Annotated in this window: 14 protein-coding genes and 1 tRNA gene; 12 read left to right on the top strand and 3 right to left on the bottom strand. The window is 64.9% G+C overall.

Annotated features, from left to right (window positions below; all coding sequences use genetic code 11):
- Positions 1–45: 45 nt before the first annotated feature.
- The 5 genes from recA to ispG all read left to right on the top strand — a co-directional run bounded on the left by recA (position 46) and on the right by ispG (position 9,578).
- Positions 46–1,113: a recombinase RecA gene (gene recA, locus GY937_16295; protein ID MCP5058264.1), complete on the top strand. Its 1,068-nt coding sequence runs from the start codon at positions 46–48 to the stop codon at positions 1,111–1,113.
- 146 nt (positions 1,114–1,259) lie between these two features.
- Positions 1,260–3,320 carry a response regulator gene (locus GY937_16290; protein ID MCP5058263.1) on the top strand — a complete coding sequence of 687 codons (2,061 nt, stop codon included), beginning with the start codon at positions 1,260–1,262 and terminating at the stop codon, positions 3,318–3,320.
- A 160-nt stretch (positions 3,321–3,480) separates the two neighbouring features.
- Positions 3,481–4,668, top strand: coding sequence for a type IV pilus twitching motility protein PilT (locus tag GY937_16285; protein ID MCP5058262.1), 1,188 nt, complete (start codon positions 3,481–3,483; stop codon positions 4,666–4,668).
- A 309-nt stretch (positions 4,669–4,977) separates the two neighbouring features.
- Positions 4,978–7,623 (top strand): alanine--tRNA ligase, encoded by a 2,646-nt coding sequence (gene alaS, locus GY937_16280; GenBank protein MCP5058261.1) that lies wholly within the window; start codon positions 4,978–4,980, stop codon positions 7,621–7,623.
- Entirely contained in the window at positions 7,620–9,578 is a 1,959-nt protein-coding gene (gene ispG, locus GY937_16275; protein MCP5058260.1) for a (E)-4-hydroxy-3-methylbut-2-enyl-diphosphate synthase, read from the top strand. Before alaS ends, ispG begins: the two co-directional genes overlap by 4 nt.
- Before the next feature lie 60 nt (positions 9,579–9,638).
- Here the strand turns inward: ispG and GY937_16270 are convergent, their stop codons facing one another.
- Positions 9,639–10,193: a CvpA family protein gene (locus tag GY937_16270; GenBank protein ID MCP5058259.1), complete on the bottom strand. Its 555-nt coding sequence runs from the start codon at positions 10,191–10,193 to the stop codon at positions 9,639–9,641.
- Positions 10,194–10,214: 21 nt separating this feature from the next.
- On the opposite strand from GY937_16270, the gene GY937_16265 reads away from it, so the two are divergent.
- The gene (locus tag GY937_16265; GenBank protein MCP5058258.1) at positions 10,215–11,813 is read left to right on the top strand and encodes an NAD(P)/FAD-dependent oxidoreductase; all 1,599 of its coding nucleotides are present in this window, start codon (positions 10,215–10,217) and stop codon (positions 11,811–11,813) included.
- Here the strand turns inward: GY937_16265 and GY937_16260 are convergent.
- The gene (locus GY937_16260; protein MCP5058257.1) at positions 11,810–12,511 is read right to left on the bottom strand and encodes a tetratricopeptide repeat protein; all 702 of its coding nucleotides are present in this window, start codon (positions 12,509–12,511) and stop codon (positions 11,810–11,812) included. The genes GY937_16265 and GY937_16260 overlap by 4 nt on opposite strands.
- A gap of 25 nt (positions 12,512–12,536) precedes the next feature.
- Complete coding sequence (gene bamD, locus GY937_16255) at positions 12,537–13,343, bottom strand: outer membrane protein assembly factor BamD (GenBank protein MCP5058256.1); 807 nt, start codon at positions 13,341–13,343, stop codon at positions 12,537–12,539.
- Positions 13,344–13,516: 173 nt separating this feature from the next.
- Here bamD and GY937_16250 point away from each other — a divergent pair, with 173 nt between their 5' ends.
- From GY937_16250 to GY937_16225, 6 genes are all read left to right on the top strand, one after another.
- The gene (locus GY937_16250; GenBank protein MCP5058255.1) at positions 13,517–13,726 is read left to right on the top strand and encodes a hypothetical protein; all 210 of its coding nucleotides are present in this window, start codon (positions 13,517–13,519) and stop codon (positions 13,724–13,726) included.
- 15 nt (positions 13,727–13,741) lie between these two features.
- Positions 13,742–14,341 (top strand): CDP-alcohol phosphatidyltransferase family protein, encoded by a 600-nt coding sequence (locus GY937_16245; protein MCP5058254.1) that lies wholly within the window; start codon positions 13,742–13,744, stop codon positions 14,339–14,341.
- An 11-nt stretch (positions 14,342–14,352) separates the two neighbouring features.
- Positions 14,353–14,733 carry a DUF1844 domain-containing protein gene (locus tag GY937_16240; protein ID MCP5058253.1) on the top strand — a complete coding sequence of 127 codons (381 nt, stop codon included), beginning with the start codon at positions 14,353–14,355 and terminating at the stop codon, positions 14,731–14,733.
- Positions 14,730–15,641: a 4-(cytidine 5'-diphospho)-2-C-methyl-D-erythritol kinase gene (locus GY937_16235; protein MCP5058252.1), complete on the top strand. Its 912-nt coding sequence runs from the start codon at positions 14,730–14,732 to the stop codon at positions 15,639–15,641. The genes GY937_16240 and GY937_16235 overlap by 4 nt, the downstream gene beginning before the upstream one ends.
- A gap of 54 nt (positions 15,642–15,695) precedes the next feature.
- A tRNA-Gln gene (locus GY937_16230) sits at positions 15,696–15,770 on the top strand.
- A 37-nt stretch (positions 15,771–15,807) separates the two neighbouring features.
- Positions 15,808–16,470: a 50S ribosomal protein L25 gene (locus GY937_16225; GenBank protein ID MCP5058251.1), complete on the top strand. Its 663-nt coding sequence runs from the start codon at positions 15,808–15,810 to the stop codon at positions 16,468–16,470.
- Positions 16,471–16,604: the final 134 nt, after the last annotated feature.

The raw sequence follows: 16,604 nt of genomic DNA, 5'->3' as shown, positions 1-16,604 counted from the left end.
GTGGACATGGCAAAGAACAGTGGACCGCCGAAGCCCGAGGTCAAGGTGGCGCGTGGCGCGGATGCGAAGCGCAAAGCGATCGACATGGCGGTATCGAGCATCGAAAAGCAGTTTGGCAAGGGTTCGATCCTCTCCATGACGGATGACTCGGTCGATCGGGAGATCGGCTCCTTCTCGTCCGGCTCGGCGAGCCTGGATGTGGCCCTCGGCATCGGCGGTTATCCGCGCGGCCGGGTGGTCGAGATCTACGGCCCGGAGTCGAGCGGCAAGACCACGCTCTCCCTGCACGCCGTAGCCTCCGTGCAGCGGGCTGGCGGCGTGGCGGCCTTCGTCGATGCCGAGCATGCGCTGGATGTCAACTACGCCCGGCGGCTCGGTGTGAGCGTGGAGGATCTGCTGGTCTCCCAGCCCGATACCGGCGAACAGGCACTCGAGATCACCGATGTGCTTCTGCGCTCCGGCGCCATCGATGTGGTGGTGATCGATTCGGTGGCGGCATTGGTGCCGCGGGCCGAGATCGAGGGCGAAATGGGAGATACCCATGTCGGCCTGCAGGCCCGCCTGATGAGCCAGGCGCTGCGCAAGCTCACGGGTACGGTCGCGAAATCCGGTGCCACGGTGATCTTCATCAATCAGATCCGCATGAAGATCGGCGTCATGTTCGGCAACCCGGAAACGACCTCGGGCGGAAATGCGCTCAAGTTCTACTCCTCGGTTCGGCTGGACGTTCGTCGAATTGCCGCCATCAAGGATGGCGACGAGGTGGTGGGCAACCGCACCCGGGTGAAGGTGGTGAAGAACAAGGTGGCGCCGCCTTTCCGTCAAGCGGAGTTCGACATCCTCTACAACGAGGGCGTGTCGTTCGAAGGCGATCTGCTGGATCTCGGCGTCGATCTCGGCCTCGTGGAGAAGAGCGGCTCCTGGTACTCCTACGATGACGAGCGCATCGGTCAGGGGCGGGAGAACGCGCGCCGCTTCATGAAGGAAAATCCGGATGCGCGGGAGCGGCTGGCCGAGGCGGTCTACTCCGCCAAGGGGTTGAAGCGCGAGGTGCTGGCGAAGCCCGAAGGGCTGGAAACCTCGCCGGCGGAGGTCGCTCCGGCGGACGAGTAATCCGTCCATTCCGGTGTGACGTCGATTCTGGCGTCGCGTCGACCGCGGCGTCGGGTCTAGCCGGCGCTGGGTCGGCGCGATCGTCGGGCCTATTCCTAGGGGAAACCTCCTACGGCGTGCCGGGCGGCGGGTCCTAAGTTCCGAGTGTGCCGAAAGACTCAGCCCGTTCAGCTCAGGAACTCCAGGCCGGCCTCCTGCAGCTCGTCCATCGGCTGCGAGACATCGGCGGCGTCATCGACGACGACGAGGTTGTACAAGTCGTCGGCACCGCAGCTCGGCTGGCCGGCGCCGAACGTTCGCTCCTGCGGATGATCGACCCCGAGGGCGAGCAGATCGCCGTCTACATCTGGGCAGAGGACGGCCGCGCGGAGGATCCGTTCGTCGAGATCACTCTCCCTGGCGCACGAGAGATGTTTGCCTGGACGACCCGGCGATACATGGCTGGCGCGATCACCATGGTCGAGGAACTCGACGAGCTTCCGGAGGAGGCCAAGGTCGAGCGCAGCTTCCTTGCCAAGCGAGGTGTCCGTTCCTGGCTTACGATTCCCTTCCAGAGCCGCGGTGTTGCCATCGGCTACCAGAGCTTCGAAACCTTCGGCTACGCGAAGCGCTGGAGTGACGAAGAGGTTTCGGCGCTCCAACTCACGGCCGAAATCCTGGCTTCGACGATCATGCGCGTACGGGCCGAGCAAGCGGGCCGCGAGAGTGAAGAGCGGTTCTTCCGGGTCTTCAACGATCACCCGGATGCGATGGTCATCGCGAGGCTCGAGGATGCGGCAATCGTCGAATGCAACCCTGCCTGGGTCCAACTCGCGGGAATCCGTTCCGCTTCGGAGGCGATCGGTCGTTCGGTCTATGAATTCGCCCCTGATGTGGGTACCGACGTCATCAAGAATGTCGGAAGGAAGCTCGCGGCCGAGGGAGAGACCGAGGAGATGGAATTCCGAGATGCGCAGGATGGTCGCGCCGAGCGGATCGTTCAGGCGGCGACCGCCCTGATCGACTTCGCTGGTGAGACGTGTGCGCTTACGACGGTACGCGACGTGACAGAGCGTCGTCGTTTGCAAGAGCAGCTACAGCAAGCCCAGAAACTCGAGGCGGTGGGACTCCTTGCAGGTGGGATCGCCCACGATTTCAACAACATGCTGACCGTGATCCAGGGGCATAGCGAGATCCTGAGTCAAGCACTCGAAGGGCCGCTCGGTGAGAATGCACTGGCCATCGAGGATGCCGCCAAACGTTCATCCCGGCTCACACGCCAGCTGCTGGTGTTCAGCCGCGGGGACATGCATTCGCCGATCGTCGTTGCTCCGAACCAGCTGATCGAGGATCTCGAGCCGATGCTCAGATCGACGCTCGGCGAGACGATTCACATGAGCACGGAGTACGATCCGGAGGTTCCTGGGGTGCTTGCCGATCCAAGCCGTCTCGAACAAGCGCTCATGAATCTGGTCCTCAATGCTCGTGACGCATGCACGCAGGGACGCGGAAACATTGCGCTCGCTACCCGCCGAACACACATTCAAGCCGGCGATCATCCCCCGCTCAAAGCCGGCGACTACGCGGTCCTCGAAGTCCGGGATGATGGCCGGGGAATGGCCCCCGAGGTTCTCGAGCGAGTCACGGAGCCGTTCTATACCACGAAGCTCCAGGGCACGGGCCTCGGCCTGGCCATCGTTCATGGGGTGGTCCGTCAGGGCCACGGGGATCTCGTGCTGGAGAGCAAGCCCGGGCAAGGAACCACTGCCCGCATCCTTCTTCCGGCTGCCGAGTCGGCCCCGCGAGAGCAGGAGGCCTCTCGTTCGCAGGACCCCATCGCGATTGTCTCCGAACCGCTGTGCATCCTGCTCGTCGAGGATGAAGACATGGTTCGGGCGCTCGCGCGTCGGGTGCTCGAAGCCGGGGGGCACCGGGTCGTCGAGGCGGTCGATGGGTTCGAAGCCCTCCAGAAGGCCCAGGAGATTCCTGGTGGGCCAGGCGCATTGGTGACCGACATCGTGATGCCCCGGATAGGCGGTATGAGCCTGGCCGAGGAGTTGCGAGTGCGCTCACCGGAGCTCCCGATCGTGGTGGTCAGCGGCTATCCGGACAGCGGTTCCGACCCGGGTGCCGGGAAACTCCCCCGTGACATGGTCTTTCTCGTCAAGCCATATCAGCCGGCAGGACTGCTCGCCGCCCTCGAGGACGCCAGGGCCCTATTCGCCTGACCTCACACACCGGCAGCCAGCGCTCCAACCTCCCGGAATTCCGGGAGGGTCCAGCGGAACCTTTCGGCCTGCGGCTTCCCCCTCAAGGCCCGGGCCGGAAAGGTCGAAACGCGAGCTGACCCCCGGCGAATCCGGATGAGGATCCCTGCGTTCAATGCCCATTCAGCTCGATGACATCCTCAAAGTAGCCCTGAAGGGCGGTGCTTCGGACATCCACTTGAAGTCCGGTCTGCCGCCCATGTTCCGGGTCGATGGCGCGCTCGTGCCGCTGAAGAACGGCGAGCGGATCCTTCCCGACGAAATACAGAAGCTCGCGGTCGGAATCATGAACCCGGTCCAGAAGGCTCGCTTCGAAGAATACCGCGAGGCCGACCTGGCCTACGGAATTCCAGGCCTCGGACGTTTTCGCGTGAACGTCTTCCAGCAGAGGGGCACGGTCGGCATCGTCTTCCGGGTCATTCCCTTCGGTGTGAAGACGATCGAGCAATTGCTCCTGCCTCGAGTGATCGAAAAGATCGCCATGGAGCACCGCGGTCTCGTGCTCGTCACCGGCACGACGGGCTCGGGTAAGTCGACCACGCTTGCCGCGATGATCGACTACATCAACTCGAATCGCACCTCGCATATCATCACGATCGAGGACCCGATCGAATTCCTGATTCGCGATCGGCGTTCGATCGTCAATCAGCGCGAGATCGGCGTCGATACCCAGAGCTTCTCGAATGCTCTGCGCGCCGCACTTCGCCAGGATCCGGACGTGATCCTGGTCGGCGAGATGCGGGACTTCGAGACGATCGAGACGGCCATCACCGCAGCCGAAACAGGGCACCTGGTGATGAGCACGCTGCATACCCTCGATGCAACAGAGACGATCAATCGCATCATCTCCGTGTTCCCGCCGTACCAGCAGAAGCAGGTGCGACTCCAGCTCGGCTCGATCCTTCGGGCCGTCGTTTCCCAGCGTCTGGTTCCCCGTGCGGACGGGAAGGGCCGGGTTCCCGCGCTCGAGGTGATGGTATCCACCGCCCGCGTGCGCGAGTGCATCAGTGACAAGGAACGCACCAAGGAGCTGAGTGACGCCATTGCGAAGGGCTTCACCACTTACGGGATGCAGACCTTCGACCAGTCGCTCATGCACCTCGTGAAGCAGGATCTCGTGACGTACGACGAAGCCTTGAAGCATGTCTCGAATCCGGACGACTTCGCGCTCCGCTTCCGCGGTATCGCCTCGACCTCAGATGGCACGTGGGACGATTTCGAAGCCGATGAGGGTGCGGAGGAGAAGGTCGAAGAGGATTCGGCGCCGCCCTCTGAGGACTCGGACGCGGACTTCATCGAGCGCTTCTAGCCGACTCGGCGGTGTAGAGCCGCTTCGCTTCTCGTGTCGGATCGCGGGGCGGGGGGCGGCCAGCGCGGAATGGCTCGGCCGGGCCTTGGGCGGCCGCGTTCGACCTGGATGCGGGTTCGCTTGCGCGGCTTCGCCGCTAGCGAACGAGCGCACGCTCAATGAGGGAGACGCCTGCGCTTTATTTCCGCGCTGACCGCCCCCCGCCCCGCGATCGGCGGAGCAGGTAGCTGGGGCTCATTGCTCGGCTGCCGGGGAGGAGCGTTGTGGGGGGGCTCGGGTATCCTCCGGGGCTGTTTGGGAGGATGGCTGGTGGCTTGGGCTGCGCGGGATGTGCGCGAGACGTTTCTTTCGTTCTTTGACGAGCGGGGGCATACCCGTGTCGCGAGCTCTGCGCTCGTGCCGGAGAACGACGCCACGTTGTTGTTCGTGAACTCGGGGATGGTTCCTTTCAAGCGGGCGCTCACGGGGGAGGAGAAGCGGGCGTATACCCGGGCCGTTTCTACCCAGAAGTGCATGCGGGTTTCGGGCAAGCACAACGATCTCGAGGAAGTCGGGCGCAGCGCGCAGCATCACACCTTCTTCGAGATGCTCGGCAACTTCTCGTTCGGTGACTACTTCAAGCACGAGGCGATTCGGCTGGCGTGGGAGTTGATCACTGAGCACTACAAGATCGATCCGGCGGATCTGGTGGTCTCCGTGTTTCGCGAGGATGATGAAGCCGCGGAGATCTGGGAGCGCGAGATCGGGCTCCCTCCGGGCAAGATCTACAGGCTCGATGAGGACGAGAACTTCTGGGCCATGGGAGACACGGGGCCATGTGGCCCCTGCTCGGAGATCCATCTCGATCGCGGGCCGATCCCCGGTGTCGAGAATGATGATCCGTCCAGCGAGTCGGGCCGCTTTCTCGAGTTCTGGAATCTGGTGTTCATGCAGTTCAATCGGGACGCCGCGGGCAACATGGAGCCGCTTCCGAAACCCTCAGTGGATACTGGGGCCGGCCTCGAGCGCGTCGTCACCGTCTTGAACGGGATGCAGACCACCTACGAAACGGATCTCTTCACGCCGATCCTCGCCAGGGCCCAGGAGTTGGCCGGGGTTTCTCTGGGCGTTGATTCCGAGAAGGATGTATCGCTCAAGGTCGTCGCGGATCACGCCCGCGCGGTCGCCTTCTTGATCGGAGACGGTGTGCTCCCTGCAAACGAAGGGCGTGGCTATGTCCTTCGGCGGATCCTGCGACGCGCATCGCGGCATGGCGTGCTGCTGGGGATCGATGGCCCCTTCCTCCATTCGGTGGCCGGCACCGTCATCGATGAAATGGGTGGCGTCTTTCCGGAGCTTCGAGAACGTCGGAACTATGTGATCGACCGCGTGCAACGGGAGGAGGAGCGTTTCCTGGAGACGCTTCGCAAGGGGCTTACGCTGCTGGAGGACGAAATCGGTGAGGCCAAGGCGGCGGGTAGCGATGTGCTGCCGGGACCGGTCGTGTTTCGCTTGTACGATACCTTCGGCTTTCCTGTCGATCTGACCGATGACATCTTGCGCGGCCGTGGCCTGCACGCGGATCAAGAGGGCTTTCGCACCGAGATGGAGGCGCAGCGTTCGCGCTCGCGCCAGGCGTGGAAGGGAAGTGGGGACGAAGGGGTTGCCGCGATCTACGGTCGCATGGCTTCGGAACTCGCAACGTCCTTCGTCGGTTACCAGACGCTCGAACACACCTCCTCGATTCTCGCGATCCTGCGCGGAGGCGAGCTTGCGGACGAGGTGGCCGAGGGCGACGAGATCGAACTCATCGTTTCCGAGACGCCCTTCTATGCGGAGAGCGGCGGCCAGGTGGGCGACGTCGGTGTGATCAAGGCTCCATGTGGAGAGCTGAACATCGATGACGTGCAGCGCCCTTCCGGGGAGCTCGTGGTCCATCGGGGCAAGGTGACAACCGGTGTCATGCGCGTAGGGGAATCCGCTTTGCTGGCGGTCGATGCCGAGGCAAGGGCGGCCACCGTGCGCAACCACACGGGGACGCATCTGCTGCACGCGGCATTGCGCGAGGTCGTGGGCCCCCAGGCGATGCAAAGAGGTTCGCTGGTTTCGCCCGATCGGCTTCGATTCGATTTCACCCACGACGCTCCGCTGGCCGAGGAGGAGATCGAGCGCATCGAGGATCTGGTGAATACCTGGATCGAATCCAACGACGCGGGCTCCGTGCGAACGATGGACTACAAGGCTGCCGTCGATGCCGGCGCGATGGCGCTCTTCGGCGAAAAATACGCCGATGACGTGAGAGTCGTGTCATTCGGAAATGTATCGACGGAGCTCTGCGGCGGAACCCACGCCACGGCGACCGGCGACATCGGCTTGTTGAAGGTCATCTCCGAAACGGGAATCGCAGCGGGTGTGCGACGCATCGAGGCTGTCACCGGGCTGGGCGCCCTCCATCACCTCCGCGAGCAGCAGCACATGCTGCGAGAGCTGGGTGAGTTGTTGAAGGTGCCGGCGAATCAGGCGCCTGACCGGATCCGGAAGATCCTGGAGGAGCGCAAGACCGCTGAAAAGGAGATCGCCTCCTTGAAGCGCGCCCAGTTGCAGGGAAGCGGCGGTTCGGATGAGAGCGGAAGCTGGGAGCAGCGAGGCGAGCTCTGGTGCTATGCGCGGAAACTCGAAGGGGCGAACGGCAAGGAATTGCGCGCGATGGTCGACGATCTTCGCAACCAGAAATCCCCGGCGGTCGTCTGCCTCGTCTCCGACGCGGGCGAAGGCAAGGTGGCGGTGGCGATCGGCGTCACTCCTGAGGTCCGTGATCGGCTTCCGGCTGGAGAGCTGATGAAGGATGTCGCCAAGATCGTGGGTGGCAAGGGCGGTGGCCGGCCTGATTTCGCCCAGGGCGGTGGAACTGACGTCACCCGCATCGATGATGCGCTCGCGGCATTCGGAACGGCGGTGGCCTCGAGGCTCGCTTGAGCTACGTGGCAAGCCCGTTCGCCTGGGCGCGCCGGCGCACGCGGGAAGTACGCATCGGGAACGTCGGGATCGGAGGGACGAATCCGATCCGCGTGCAATCGATGACGACCACCGATACCCAGGATACGGATGCCACCGTGGCTCAGGTGGTCCGGCTCGCCCAGGCTGGCTGTGAGATCGTGCGCATCACGGCGCCAGGGATCAAGGATGCCGAGAACCTCGGGCCGATCAAGCGGGCCTGCCAGGGGCGCGGTGTGGACATCCCGCTCGTTGCCGACATCCATTTCACGCCGAATGCCGCACTCGAGGCGGCGATCCATGTCGAGAAGGTTCGGATCAATCCGGGCAACTACGCCGACAAGAAGCGCTTCGAAGTTCGCGAGTACAGCGAGGCTCAGTACGCCGACGAGTTGGCCCGGGTGGCCGGACGTTTCCTGCCGTTGGTGCAGCGTTGCAAAGAACTCGGACGCGCCATGCGGATCGGAACGAATCATGGCTCACTCTCCGATCGAATCATGAATCGGTACGGAGATTCGCCGCGTGGAATGGTCGAGAGCGCCCTGGAGTTCCTGGACGTCTGCGAAGCCGAAGCGTTCCATGACGTGGTCTTCAGCATGAAGGCGAGCAATCCCCAGGTCGCGATCCATGCCTATCGTCTGCTCTCCGCCCGTCTCCAGGAGCGTACTCCGGACATACCCAGCTATCCCTTCCACGTCGGAGTGACCGAGGCGGGCGACGGTGACGACGGTCGCGTGAAGAGCGCGATCGGAATCGGCGCGTTGCTCGAGGATGGCATCGGCGAGACGATTCGTGTCTCCCTGACAGAAGATCCGGTCAAGGAGATTCCGGTGGCCCAGGCTTTGGCGCGTCGCTACGACGAACGCCTCGAGACGGCTGCCCCACCCGCCCCGGGTGCAGACTTCGTGGAAGATTCGTTCGTTCACGAGCGTCGGCCGACCGCCGAGGTTCTTGGAATGGGCGGTGATTCGCCGGTGCGCGTCGAAATCGATCTCGGGCCTGTTCCGCAGGACCCGAAGAGCGCGGTCGCGGAACTCGTCGCGGCGAAGGGTCGGCTCGGTGATCTTGCCTGTGAGGGTCTCAGCCTCGATGTCGCGGAGGATGGGGACGTCGCACGGGCAAGGGCCTTCGCGGAGGAGGCCGACGAGCAGGGCCTCGACCTGCCCCGCGCCTTTCGCGGTACAGCGGAGCGGCTTGCGCCACTCGGAAGCTGCTCCGACCGTCTGGTCTACGAGCTGACCGACGCCCCCGGGAGTTCCCTCGAGGCACCCGGCGTTCCGATCGAGTGGTGCTTTCGCGCTGCTCCGAGCGAGATGGCGAAGGTCCTCGATGCCAGCCTTGCCCAGTCATCTCCGCCCGCCTTGGTTTCATTCCTTGGAGAGCCACCGACCCACGTGGTTCGTCTCGGAGTGGCGCTTCTGCGCGCGCGGGGGCTCGATTCGATCCCGGTCGTCCTCCGACACCGAGCAGATCCCTTCGAAGACGCAGAGGCCGCTCTCCTGCGGGCTGCCACCGATCTCGGTGCTCCGCTCTGCGATGGGATCGGCGACGCCGTCTGCCTCGGAGGTTTCGGCGTTCCCGAACGCGATGTCTCGCTCGCCTATCGCATCCTCCAGGGAGCGCGCCAACGGACATCCTGGACCGAATTCATTTCCTGCCCCTCCTGCGGACGCACGCTCTTCGACCTGGAAGAAACGACGGCACGCATCAAGGAGCGCACCGAGCACCTCCCCGGTTTGAAGATTGCCGTGATGGGCTGCATCGTGAACGGCCCAGGAGAAATGGCGGATGCGGACTTCGGATACGTCGGCTCCGGTGTCGGCAAGGTGAGCCTGTACGTGGGGCATGAGTGCGTCTTGCGAAATGTCCCCGAGGAGGCCGCGCCAGATCGACTGGTCGAACTGATCCGCGAACGCGGCTGCTGGGTAGAGCCGTAAGTCAACCAGCGGGGACGGGGTTTACAATTGACTTTTTGAAGGGCTCCGCCCTTCAAAAAGTCAATTGTAACCCCCGTCCCCGCTGGTTGACTTACGAGGTGGCGCTGCCACGTCCGGTGGCGGGGGGCGCAAGGTGTCTGCTGCGGTTTGCAGGGCGGCGAGGGTCCGGGTGTCGCGGAGGGCAGGGTGGTCGGTGCCGATCGTTGCGCTTGCCAGGAACATCAGGACGGTGATGATGAGCGCACCTTCGGCAGCGCCGAAGGCTCCTCCGCCCAGGCGATCGGCAAAGCCGAGGCCGGCGGCATGAAAGCCGCGGCGGATGCCACGCCCCGTCAGGCGGATGCCCACCAACGTTCCCACACCGAGAAGGGAGCCGGCGACGATTTGTCCGGCCAGGGGTGAGAGGGTCCACTGCGTGACCTCGGCGAGCCAGAGCGCGAAGGGCAACGTGCCAAAGCGGACGGCGATGCAGGCTGCGGCCAGGGCAGCCAGCGAGAACGCCATGCGGATCATGCCCTTGAACAGGCCGCGGAGTATCGCGATCGCCAAGATCACGGCTGCGGCCGCGTCCACCGCGCCCAGGTCGCGAAGAAAATCGAACGTGTCCCCATCCATCGAACGGGAGTCTACACTGTGATGATGGGGGGCGGTCGTTTCGATGCGATCGTGGTCGGTGGGGGCCACAACGGGCTCACGGCCGCGGCGTATCTGGCGAGGGCCGGCCGGCGGACCCTCGTTCTCGAGGCCCGGCCCATCCTGGGTGGGGCCTGCGTGACGGAGGAACTCTGGCCCGGCTTCCAGGTTTCGCGTGCAGCGTATGTTGCGGGGCTCGTGCGCCCCGCTGTCGTTCGCGAACTCGACCTGGCCGGTCACGGTCTGACTTTCCTGCCCCGGGATCCGTCTTCGTTTACGCCGCTGCCCGGGGGTGGCGGCCTGCTGATGGGACGCGACGCCGCCGCGACGGCGGCTTCCGTTGCGCGATTCTCGCCTCGGGATGCGGAGGCATTGCCCCGCTACGAGGCGTTTCTCGATCGCACGGCTCGCGTGATCGAGCCCTTGCTCGACGCTCCCGCGCCGGATCCGTCTCGGCCCCGGCTCGCCGATGGGCCGCCCGTCGCCCGCGCTCTCCGGGCCGCCTGGGGCCTGCGTCGGGAACTCCCCGAGGCGCTCGCCCTGTTGTTGGGGCCGGCGCGCCCGGCGCTCGAAACCTGGTTTGAGAGCGAGCCCTTGCGCGGCACCCTGGCGACCGACGCGCTGATCGGCGCCTGGGCTTCGCCTTCGACGCCAGGAACCGGGTACGTCTTGTTCCACCACGTGATGGGTGAGACGGGTGGCGCCCGCGGCGTCTGGGCCTACGTCAAGGGCGGCATGGGCGGCTTTTCGGCGTCACTCGCAGCGGCTGCTCGCGCAGCGGGTGCAGAGATCCGGGTCGACGCAAGGGTCGCGCGTATCTGCATCTCGGGCGGGCGGGCACACGGTGTCGAACTCGAGGACGGAAGCATGCTCGAAGCGCGGCATGTGCTCTCGTGCGCGGATCCACGTCGTACGTTCCTCGATCTGGTGGGTTCGGATGCCCTGCCCGATCCCTTCGTTCGTGGCGTGGAAGCCATCGATTTTCGAAGTCCGGTGGTGAAGATCAACGCAGCTCTGGATCGCCTGCCGATCTTTGCGGGCCACTCGTCCGGGCCGGAGCCGGGCCCGGAGCACCAGGGCACGATTCATCTCGGCGCCCTGGATCTCGATTCCCTCGAGGTTTCCTACCAGGCCGCCGCCAGGGGAGGTTTTCCGGAGCGGCCGATGGTCGAGCTGACGCTGCCCTCGGCGGTGGATCCTTCCGTGGCGCCCACCGGCCGCCACCTGGCTTCCTTCTTCGTACAGCACGTTCCTCCGGAGCTTCCGTCCGCGGATTGGGATGCCCTGCGGCCGCGCATCGCCGAGCGTGTCTTCGGGTTGGTCGACGAGGTCGCTCCCGGCTTCTCCAGCAGCGTGTTGCATCATGAGGTGCTCGCGCCGCCGGATCTCGAGCGCATCTTTGGCCTGGCCGGAGGCAACATCTTTCACGGCGCCATGACGCTCGATCGTCTGGCTTTCCTCAGGCCTCTGCCTGGCGCGGGTCGTTATGCCACGCCGATTGCCGGCCTCACCCTGTGCGGTGCCGGCGCCCACCCGGGTGGAGGCGTGATGGGGGCTTGCGGGCGCAATGCGGCTGCGGTGGTCCTACGAGGTCGCGCCTAGGGAACCATCCGCAGGTACATTCGCGCGTCGTCCCGGGACGGGTCCGTTTCCAGTACCTCGTTCCAGGCGGTGCGGGCCTCATCGGTGCGGCCGAGCGTGTAGCAAGTGAGGCCGAGCTGGACTCGGGCCTCCAGGTAATCCGGGCTCACGCGCAGGATGCGCCGAAACTCGGCCAGGCTCTGGCTGGGAAGGCCGGCCTCGCGCAACGCGATGCCCAGCCTGTAGCGGATGTCGTGAAAGCCAGGTGCGCGGTCTAGCGCCTTCCGGTACGCATCGACGGATTCGTGCCAATCGCCGACCTCGGCATAGGCATCGCCAATCGCGGAATGCAGGTTGGCGAGCTTGGCGCGGGTCGTGGCATCGACCCGTTCCGCACCTTCGTTCCGCACCGGCTGCTCGGCACTGCGCTCGATCAGCGAACGGGATTCGTCGAACATGCCGCGCTGCTCGTAGACGCCGGCCAGGGCGAGCACGGCCTCCGAGTAGCCCGGGTTGATGGCAAGGGCCCGTTCGAAAGCATCGGTTGCCGGTTCCAGGGCCCCCTGACGCTCGTGGAGCATGCCGACCATGTAATGGACATCCGCAAAGCGGGGGCGACTCTCGAGCAGAGGCCCAAATGCCCGCAAGGCACCCGCATCATCTCCGGTCTGGAAGCATTGACGCCCGAGCAGGTAGGTCTCCCGCTCGCCGGCTGTCATGCGGCTCCCGTGCCGCATTGCCATGCTAGTTGGCGGCCGGTAGCAGGTCCTGGGCGGCCCGAGCTACGTCGCTGCCGTCGTAGTTCTCGAGCAGGACTTCGAAGATCTGAGTCGCTTTGTCATTGCGATTCAAGTTCTGGTAGCAGACGCCCAGCTTGTAGAGTGCGTCCGCATCCAGGCCCAGGCCCGGGTACTCGTTCAGCACCGAGCGGTAGCGGTTGGCGGCGCTCTGGTGCTCGCCCCGCTCGAAATAGTAGTCGCCAATGCCCATCACATGGGTGCCGAGCCGCGTGCGCAGATCCTTCCAGAGGGCCTCCGCTTCGGTTGCTTCCGACGAGTAGGGGAAGCGGGTGATCACGGCATCGAGCTGATTCAAGGCGTCACGCGTCGCTGTCTGATCGCGCCCGGGTGCGCGGCTCTGGTGCCGGTGGCAGCGGGCTGCCTGCAGCAGCGCATACGGCACGGCCGGATGGTCCGGGTGAAGCTCCGCAAAATCCCGGAAGTAGGTCAGAGCCTCTTCCCAGGATTCCTGCTGGAAGAAGGCGTCGGCGATCTTGAGCTCGGCGTCTGCCACGAGATCGCTGTAGGGGTAGTTGTCGATGATGTCCTGGAACTTCTGGATGGCGGCCGTGTAGTCCGTCAAGTCCACCGTCAGGAAGCTCCGGTGGTTGGCGAGGAGCTCCTCGCCTTCCTGGAAGAGCTGCTCCGCGGTCGGCATCTCCTCGAAATCTCCGGAAGTCGTGGATGTACAGCCCGACAAGCTGCCAAGCAGAAGCGCCAGCATTCCAACCAACGCGAGCCGGGACCAGCGAACGACAGACTCAGACCGCATGCGATACACCCCCGAAGGCCACCCTGAAGATCCCCGATTTCGAAGGGCTTTACGGCAGCATTGGCAAGCTACCTGAAGCGTTACAGCGATGTCAATTTGCTAGGGTCCGCGGCTTCGAACGAGACATCAAGAAGAGCTTATTACCCCCGGGGGATTCCATGGTCCATTCATCGATGAAGAATCTGCAGCACGATCGTCGCCTTCAAGGCCGTCGGGGCTGGACAAGCGCGGAGAACTTCGAAAAGCACCTGGAAGAGCTGCCGGACGTGGCGGACAAAGGGCAGCTCGCCGGCGAGCAGGCGGAGACGCCCGCGCCTTCGGATGCCTCTCCCGAGCCCCCGGCCTCCGCGCCTGGAGTGGGGTTCCCGCCCTCCGACCAATAGCGGGCGAAAACGCTCGTGATCAAATCACAATACGGCGAAGGGCTCGATGAACGGATTCATCGGATCTTTCCATTTCTCTTCGTCCGACCGATCGATCCCAACCTCCTCTCGGTCGCGGGTGTGCTGGTGTCGTTCGCCGGTGCCTGGGCGTGGGCAGAGGGCCAATTCCGTCTGGGTGCGTTCATCGTGTTGTTGGGCGGCTTCTTCGATCTCGTCGACGGCGTCGTCGCACGGCACAACGACAGCTCGAGCCTGTTCGGTGCGTTCCTGGATTCGACCCTCGATCGCGTCGTCGATGGCGCACTGCTGCTCGCGCTGGTGATGTTCTACGCGGGCCAGGACAATTTCGGAATGGCCTGGCTGGCCGGCGTCGCGCTGGTCGCGACCCAACTGGTCTCCTACACGAAGGCAAGGGCCGAATCCGTGGTCCCGGATTTCAAGGGTGGCATCCTCGAGCGCGCGGAACGGATCGTCATCCTGGTGGCAGGGGCCGTGTTCGGGCTGATGCCGCTGGCGATCAGCGTGGTGGCCGCGGGCTCGACCTGGACGGCCGGCCAGCGCATCATGATTGCAAGGCGCCGAATGACAGAGCTTTCGGCACCGGAGAACGCCTGAGGAGGAATGGCATGTCCGACGAAGAGAGCCACGCACCCGATGACGAAACCCAGGAGAAGGGTTTCAAGATCGTCGATCGACGCGGAGAGGAGGCCGGTGCGCCGGCTCCCCCGCCGGCCGAGGAACCCGCAGGGCCTGCTGATCTGCCCGGGGTCGACTTTGCGAGCTTCAGCCTTTCCCTGGCGACCTCGGCGCTCTACCACATGGGACTGGTCGCGGATCCCGAGACGGGCCAATCCGCCGAGGCGAATCTTCCCGTAGCGCGTCAGACGATCGATACGCTCGTGATGCTCCAGGAGAAGACCCAGGGCAATCTCAGCGACGAGGAGCAGGGACTCCTGACGAATCTCCTGACGGAGCTTCGCATGCGGTTCGTCGAAGCGGCGAAGTGAAGCTACGAGCGCCGGCCAAGATCAACCTCGGCCTGCGCATCCTGGGATGTCGCGACGACGGCTACCACCTGATCGACAGCGTGTTTCTCCCCTTGGAGTGGGCGGATGAACTCGAGTTGGAGGATGCGCCCCCAGGAGAGGTGGCCTTCGCTTTGACCGGGCAGCCGCAGCCCGACGTCCCGACCGGGCCCGAGAACCTGGCGGTTCGCGCGGCTCGGGCCTTCCGGGCCGCCGCTGGGCCTGGGCCGGGTGTGGCCCTGCGTTTGAACAAGCAGCTCCCCTCCGGGGCTGGCCTGGGCGGAGGCTCGAGCGACGCCGCCGCCGTTCTGCGGGGTCTCGCGGCGAGGGAGCCCGAGGCACTCTCCCGGGAAGCCCTCGCCTCTGTCGCTCTCGAGCTGGGGGCCGATGTGCCCTTCTTCCTGGATGCGCGACCGGCCCACGTGACGGGGATCGGTGAGCGGATCGAGCCTCTGGCTGAAATCCGCTCCTTTTCCATCCTCCTGGCCCGGGCCGGGCCTCCTCTGGCCACCTCAGAGGTCTTCCAGGCCTTCGATCGCACGGCGGCGGAGCATGGGCCGGCTGCTTCGTTGACGCCCGAGGGGGCAGAACCTACGATTCGCCCGCTCTGGGCCCTGCGGGAAGAAGGGGGTCTTGTCCGGGCCGGTCCGCTGCTACGCGGCCTCCTGCACAACGACCTCGAGCCGGTGGCCGGCTCCCTTCATCCCGAAGTTGCCCGGCTGCGAAGAGAAATCGAAGAGAGCGGGGCGTTGGCCGCCGCAATGTCCGGAAGCGGGCCGGTCGTATACGGCTTGTTCGAGGATGAAGGTCGCGCAACAGCAGCGGCCGTTCGCATGCGGGAGCGCAGGGAAGTCAGCGTCACGGTGACGCGCACACTTGCCTCGCCCTGATCGATTCGAACCCAGACGGATTCGAACCCAGACATCGTCAATTCAAAGCCGCCTTGGGGCGTCGCCAAATGGTAAGGCAGCGGCCTTTGGAGCCGCCATTTGCAGGTTCGAGTCCTGCCGCCCCAGCCATCAATCGGAATCCCCCCACACCGAGGGAGCAAATCTCGTGGCCGAAAACGCACTCGCAGCGGAACTCCGCACCAGCGCCGGGAAGGGCGTCGCCCGCAAGCTTCGCGCTGCAGGTCGTATCCCCGCCGTCATGTACGGTCGCGGAACGGAGACCGCCGTCCTCGCCATCGATCCGAAGGCGCTCGATGATGTCCTCCATGCAAGTGGCGCTGGGCGCAACACGCTGATCAGCCTCGGCGTCGATGGAGCGACGCATACGGTGCTGCTGAAGGACTTGCAGCGCGATCCCATCGTTGGCGATTCCCTCCACGCGGATTTCCTGCTGGTCGACCTCGCGCAGACGGTCGAAGTCACCGTGCCGTTGCACTTCATCGGCAAGGCGGTCGGAACCGATTTCGGCGGCATCATGGACCACCCGGTCCGCGAACTCTTGATCGAGTGCTTGCCCACCGCCATCCCCGAGTTCGTGGAGGTGGAGATCTCGGCCCTCGAGGTCGGCGATACCCTCCACGTGCGCGACGTGGCCCTTGCGGACGGCCTCATCTGCAAGACCGAGGCAGATCTCGCGGTGGCGATCTGCGCTACCCCCGCGGCGGAGGAAGAGGAGCCCACCGAGGAAGTCGCCGAGGGCGAGGAGGAGGCCGCCGAAGGCGATGCCGCACCGACCGAGCCGCCGGCCGAAGGCGGCGGGGACAGCTAGCCCCAATCCGTCGTTGTGAGGTGAACGCCGGACATTGAAATGGCCCTGTGAGTGTGAGATGAAGGAGTTACAAGGCTTCTCCACCGACACCCAACAAGGCCACTTCAGTGCGATTGATTCAAGGCTCTATTCGG

Source organism: bacterium, from assembly GCA_024228115.1.
Classification (GTDB): Bacteria; Myxococcota_A; UBA9160; order UBA9160; family UBA6930.
The sequence above is the reverse complement of the archived record's forward strand: the minus strand, read 5'-3'. Positions and strand labels throughout refer to the sequence as shown.

Bases quoted from the DNA above. Each gene is read 5' to 3' on its own strand.
- GY937_16270 (MCP5058259.1), bottom strand. From the start codon at position 10,193: ATGGATGGGGACACGTTCGATTTTCTTCGCGACCTGGGCGCGGTGGAC.
- GY937_16265 (MCP5058258.1), top strand. From the start codon at position 10,215: ATGATGGGGGGCGGTCGTTTCGATGCGATCGTGGTCGGTGGGGGCCAC.
- GY937_16260 (MCP5058257.1), bottom strand. From the start codon at position 12,511: ATGACAGCCGGCGAGCGGGAGACCTACCTGCTCGGGCGTCAATGCTTC.
- bamD (MCP5058256.1), bottom strand. From the start codon at position 13,343: ATGCGGTCTGAGTCTGTCGTTCGCTGGTCCCGGCTCGCGTTGGTTGGA.
- GY937_16250 (MCP5058255.1), top strand. From the start codon at position 13,517: ATGAAGAATCTGCAGCACGATCGTCGCCTTCAAGGCCGTCGGGGCTGG.
- GY937_16240 (MCP5058253.1), top strand. From the start codon at position 14,353: ATGTCCGACGAAGAGAGCCACGCACCCGATGACGAAACCCAGGAGAAG.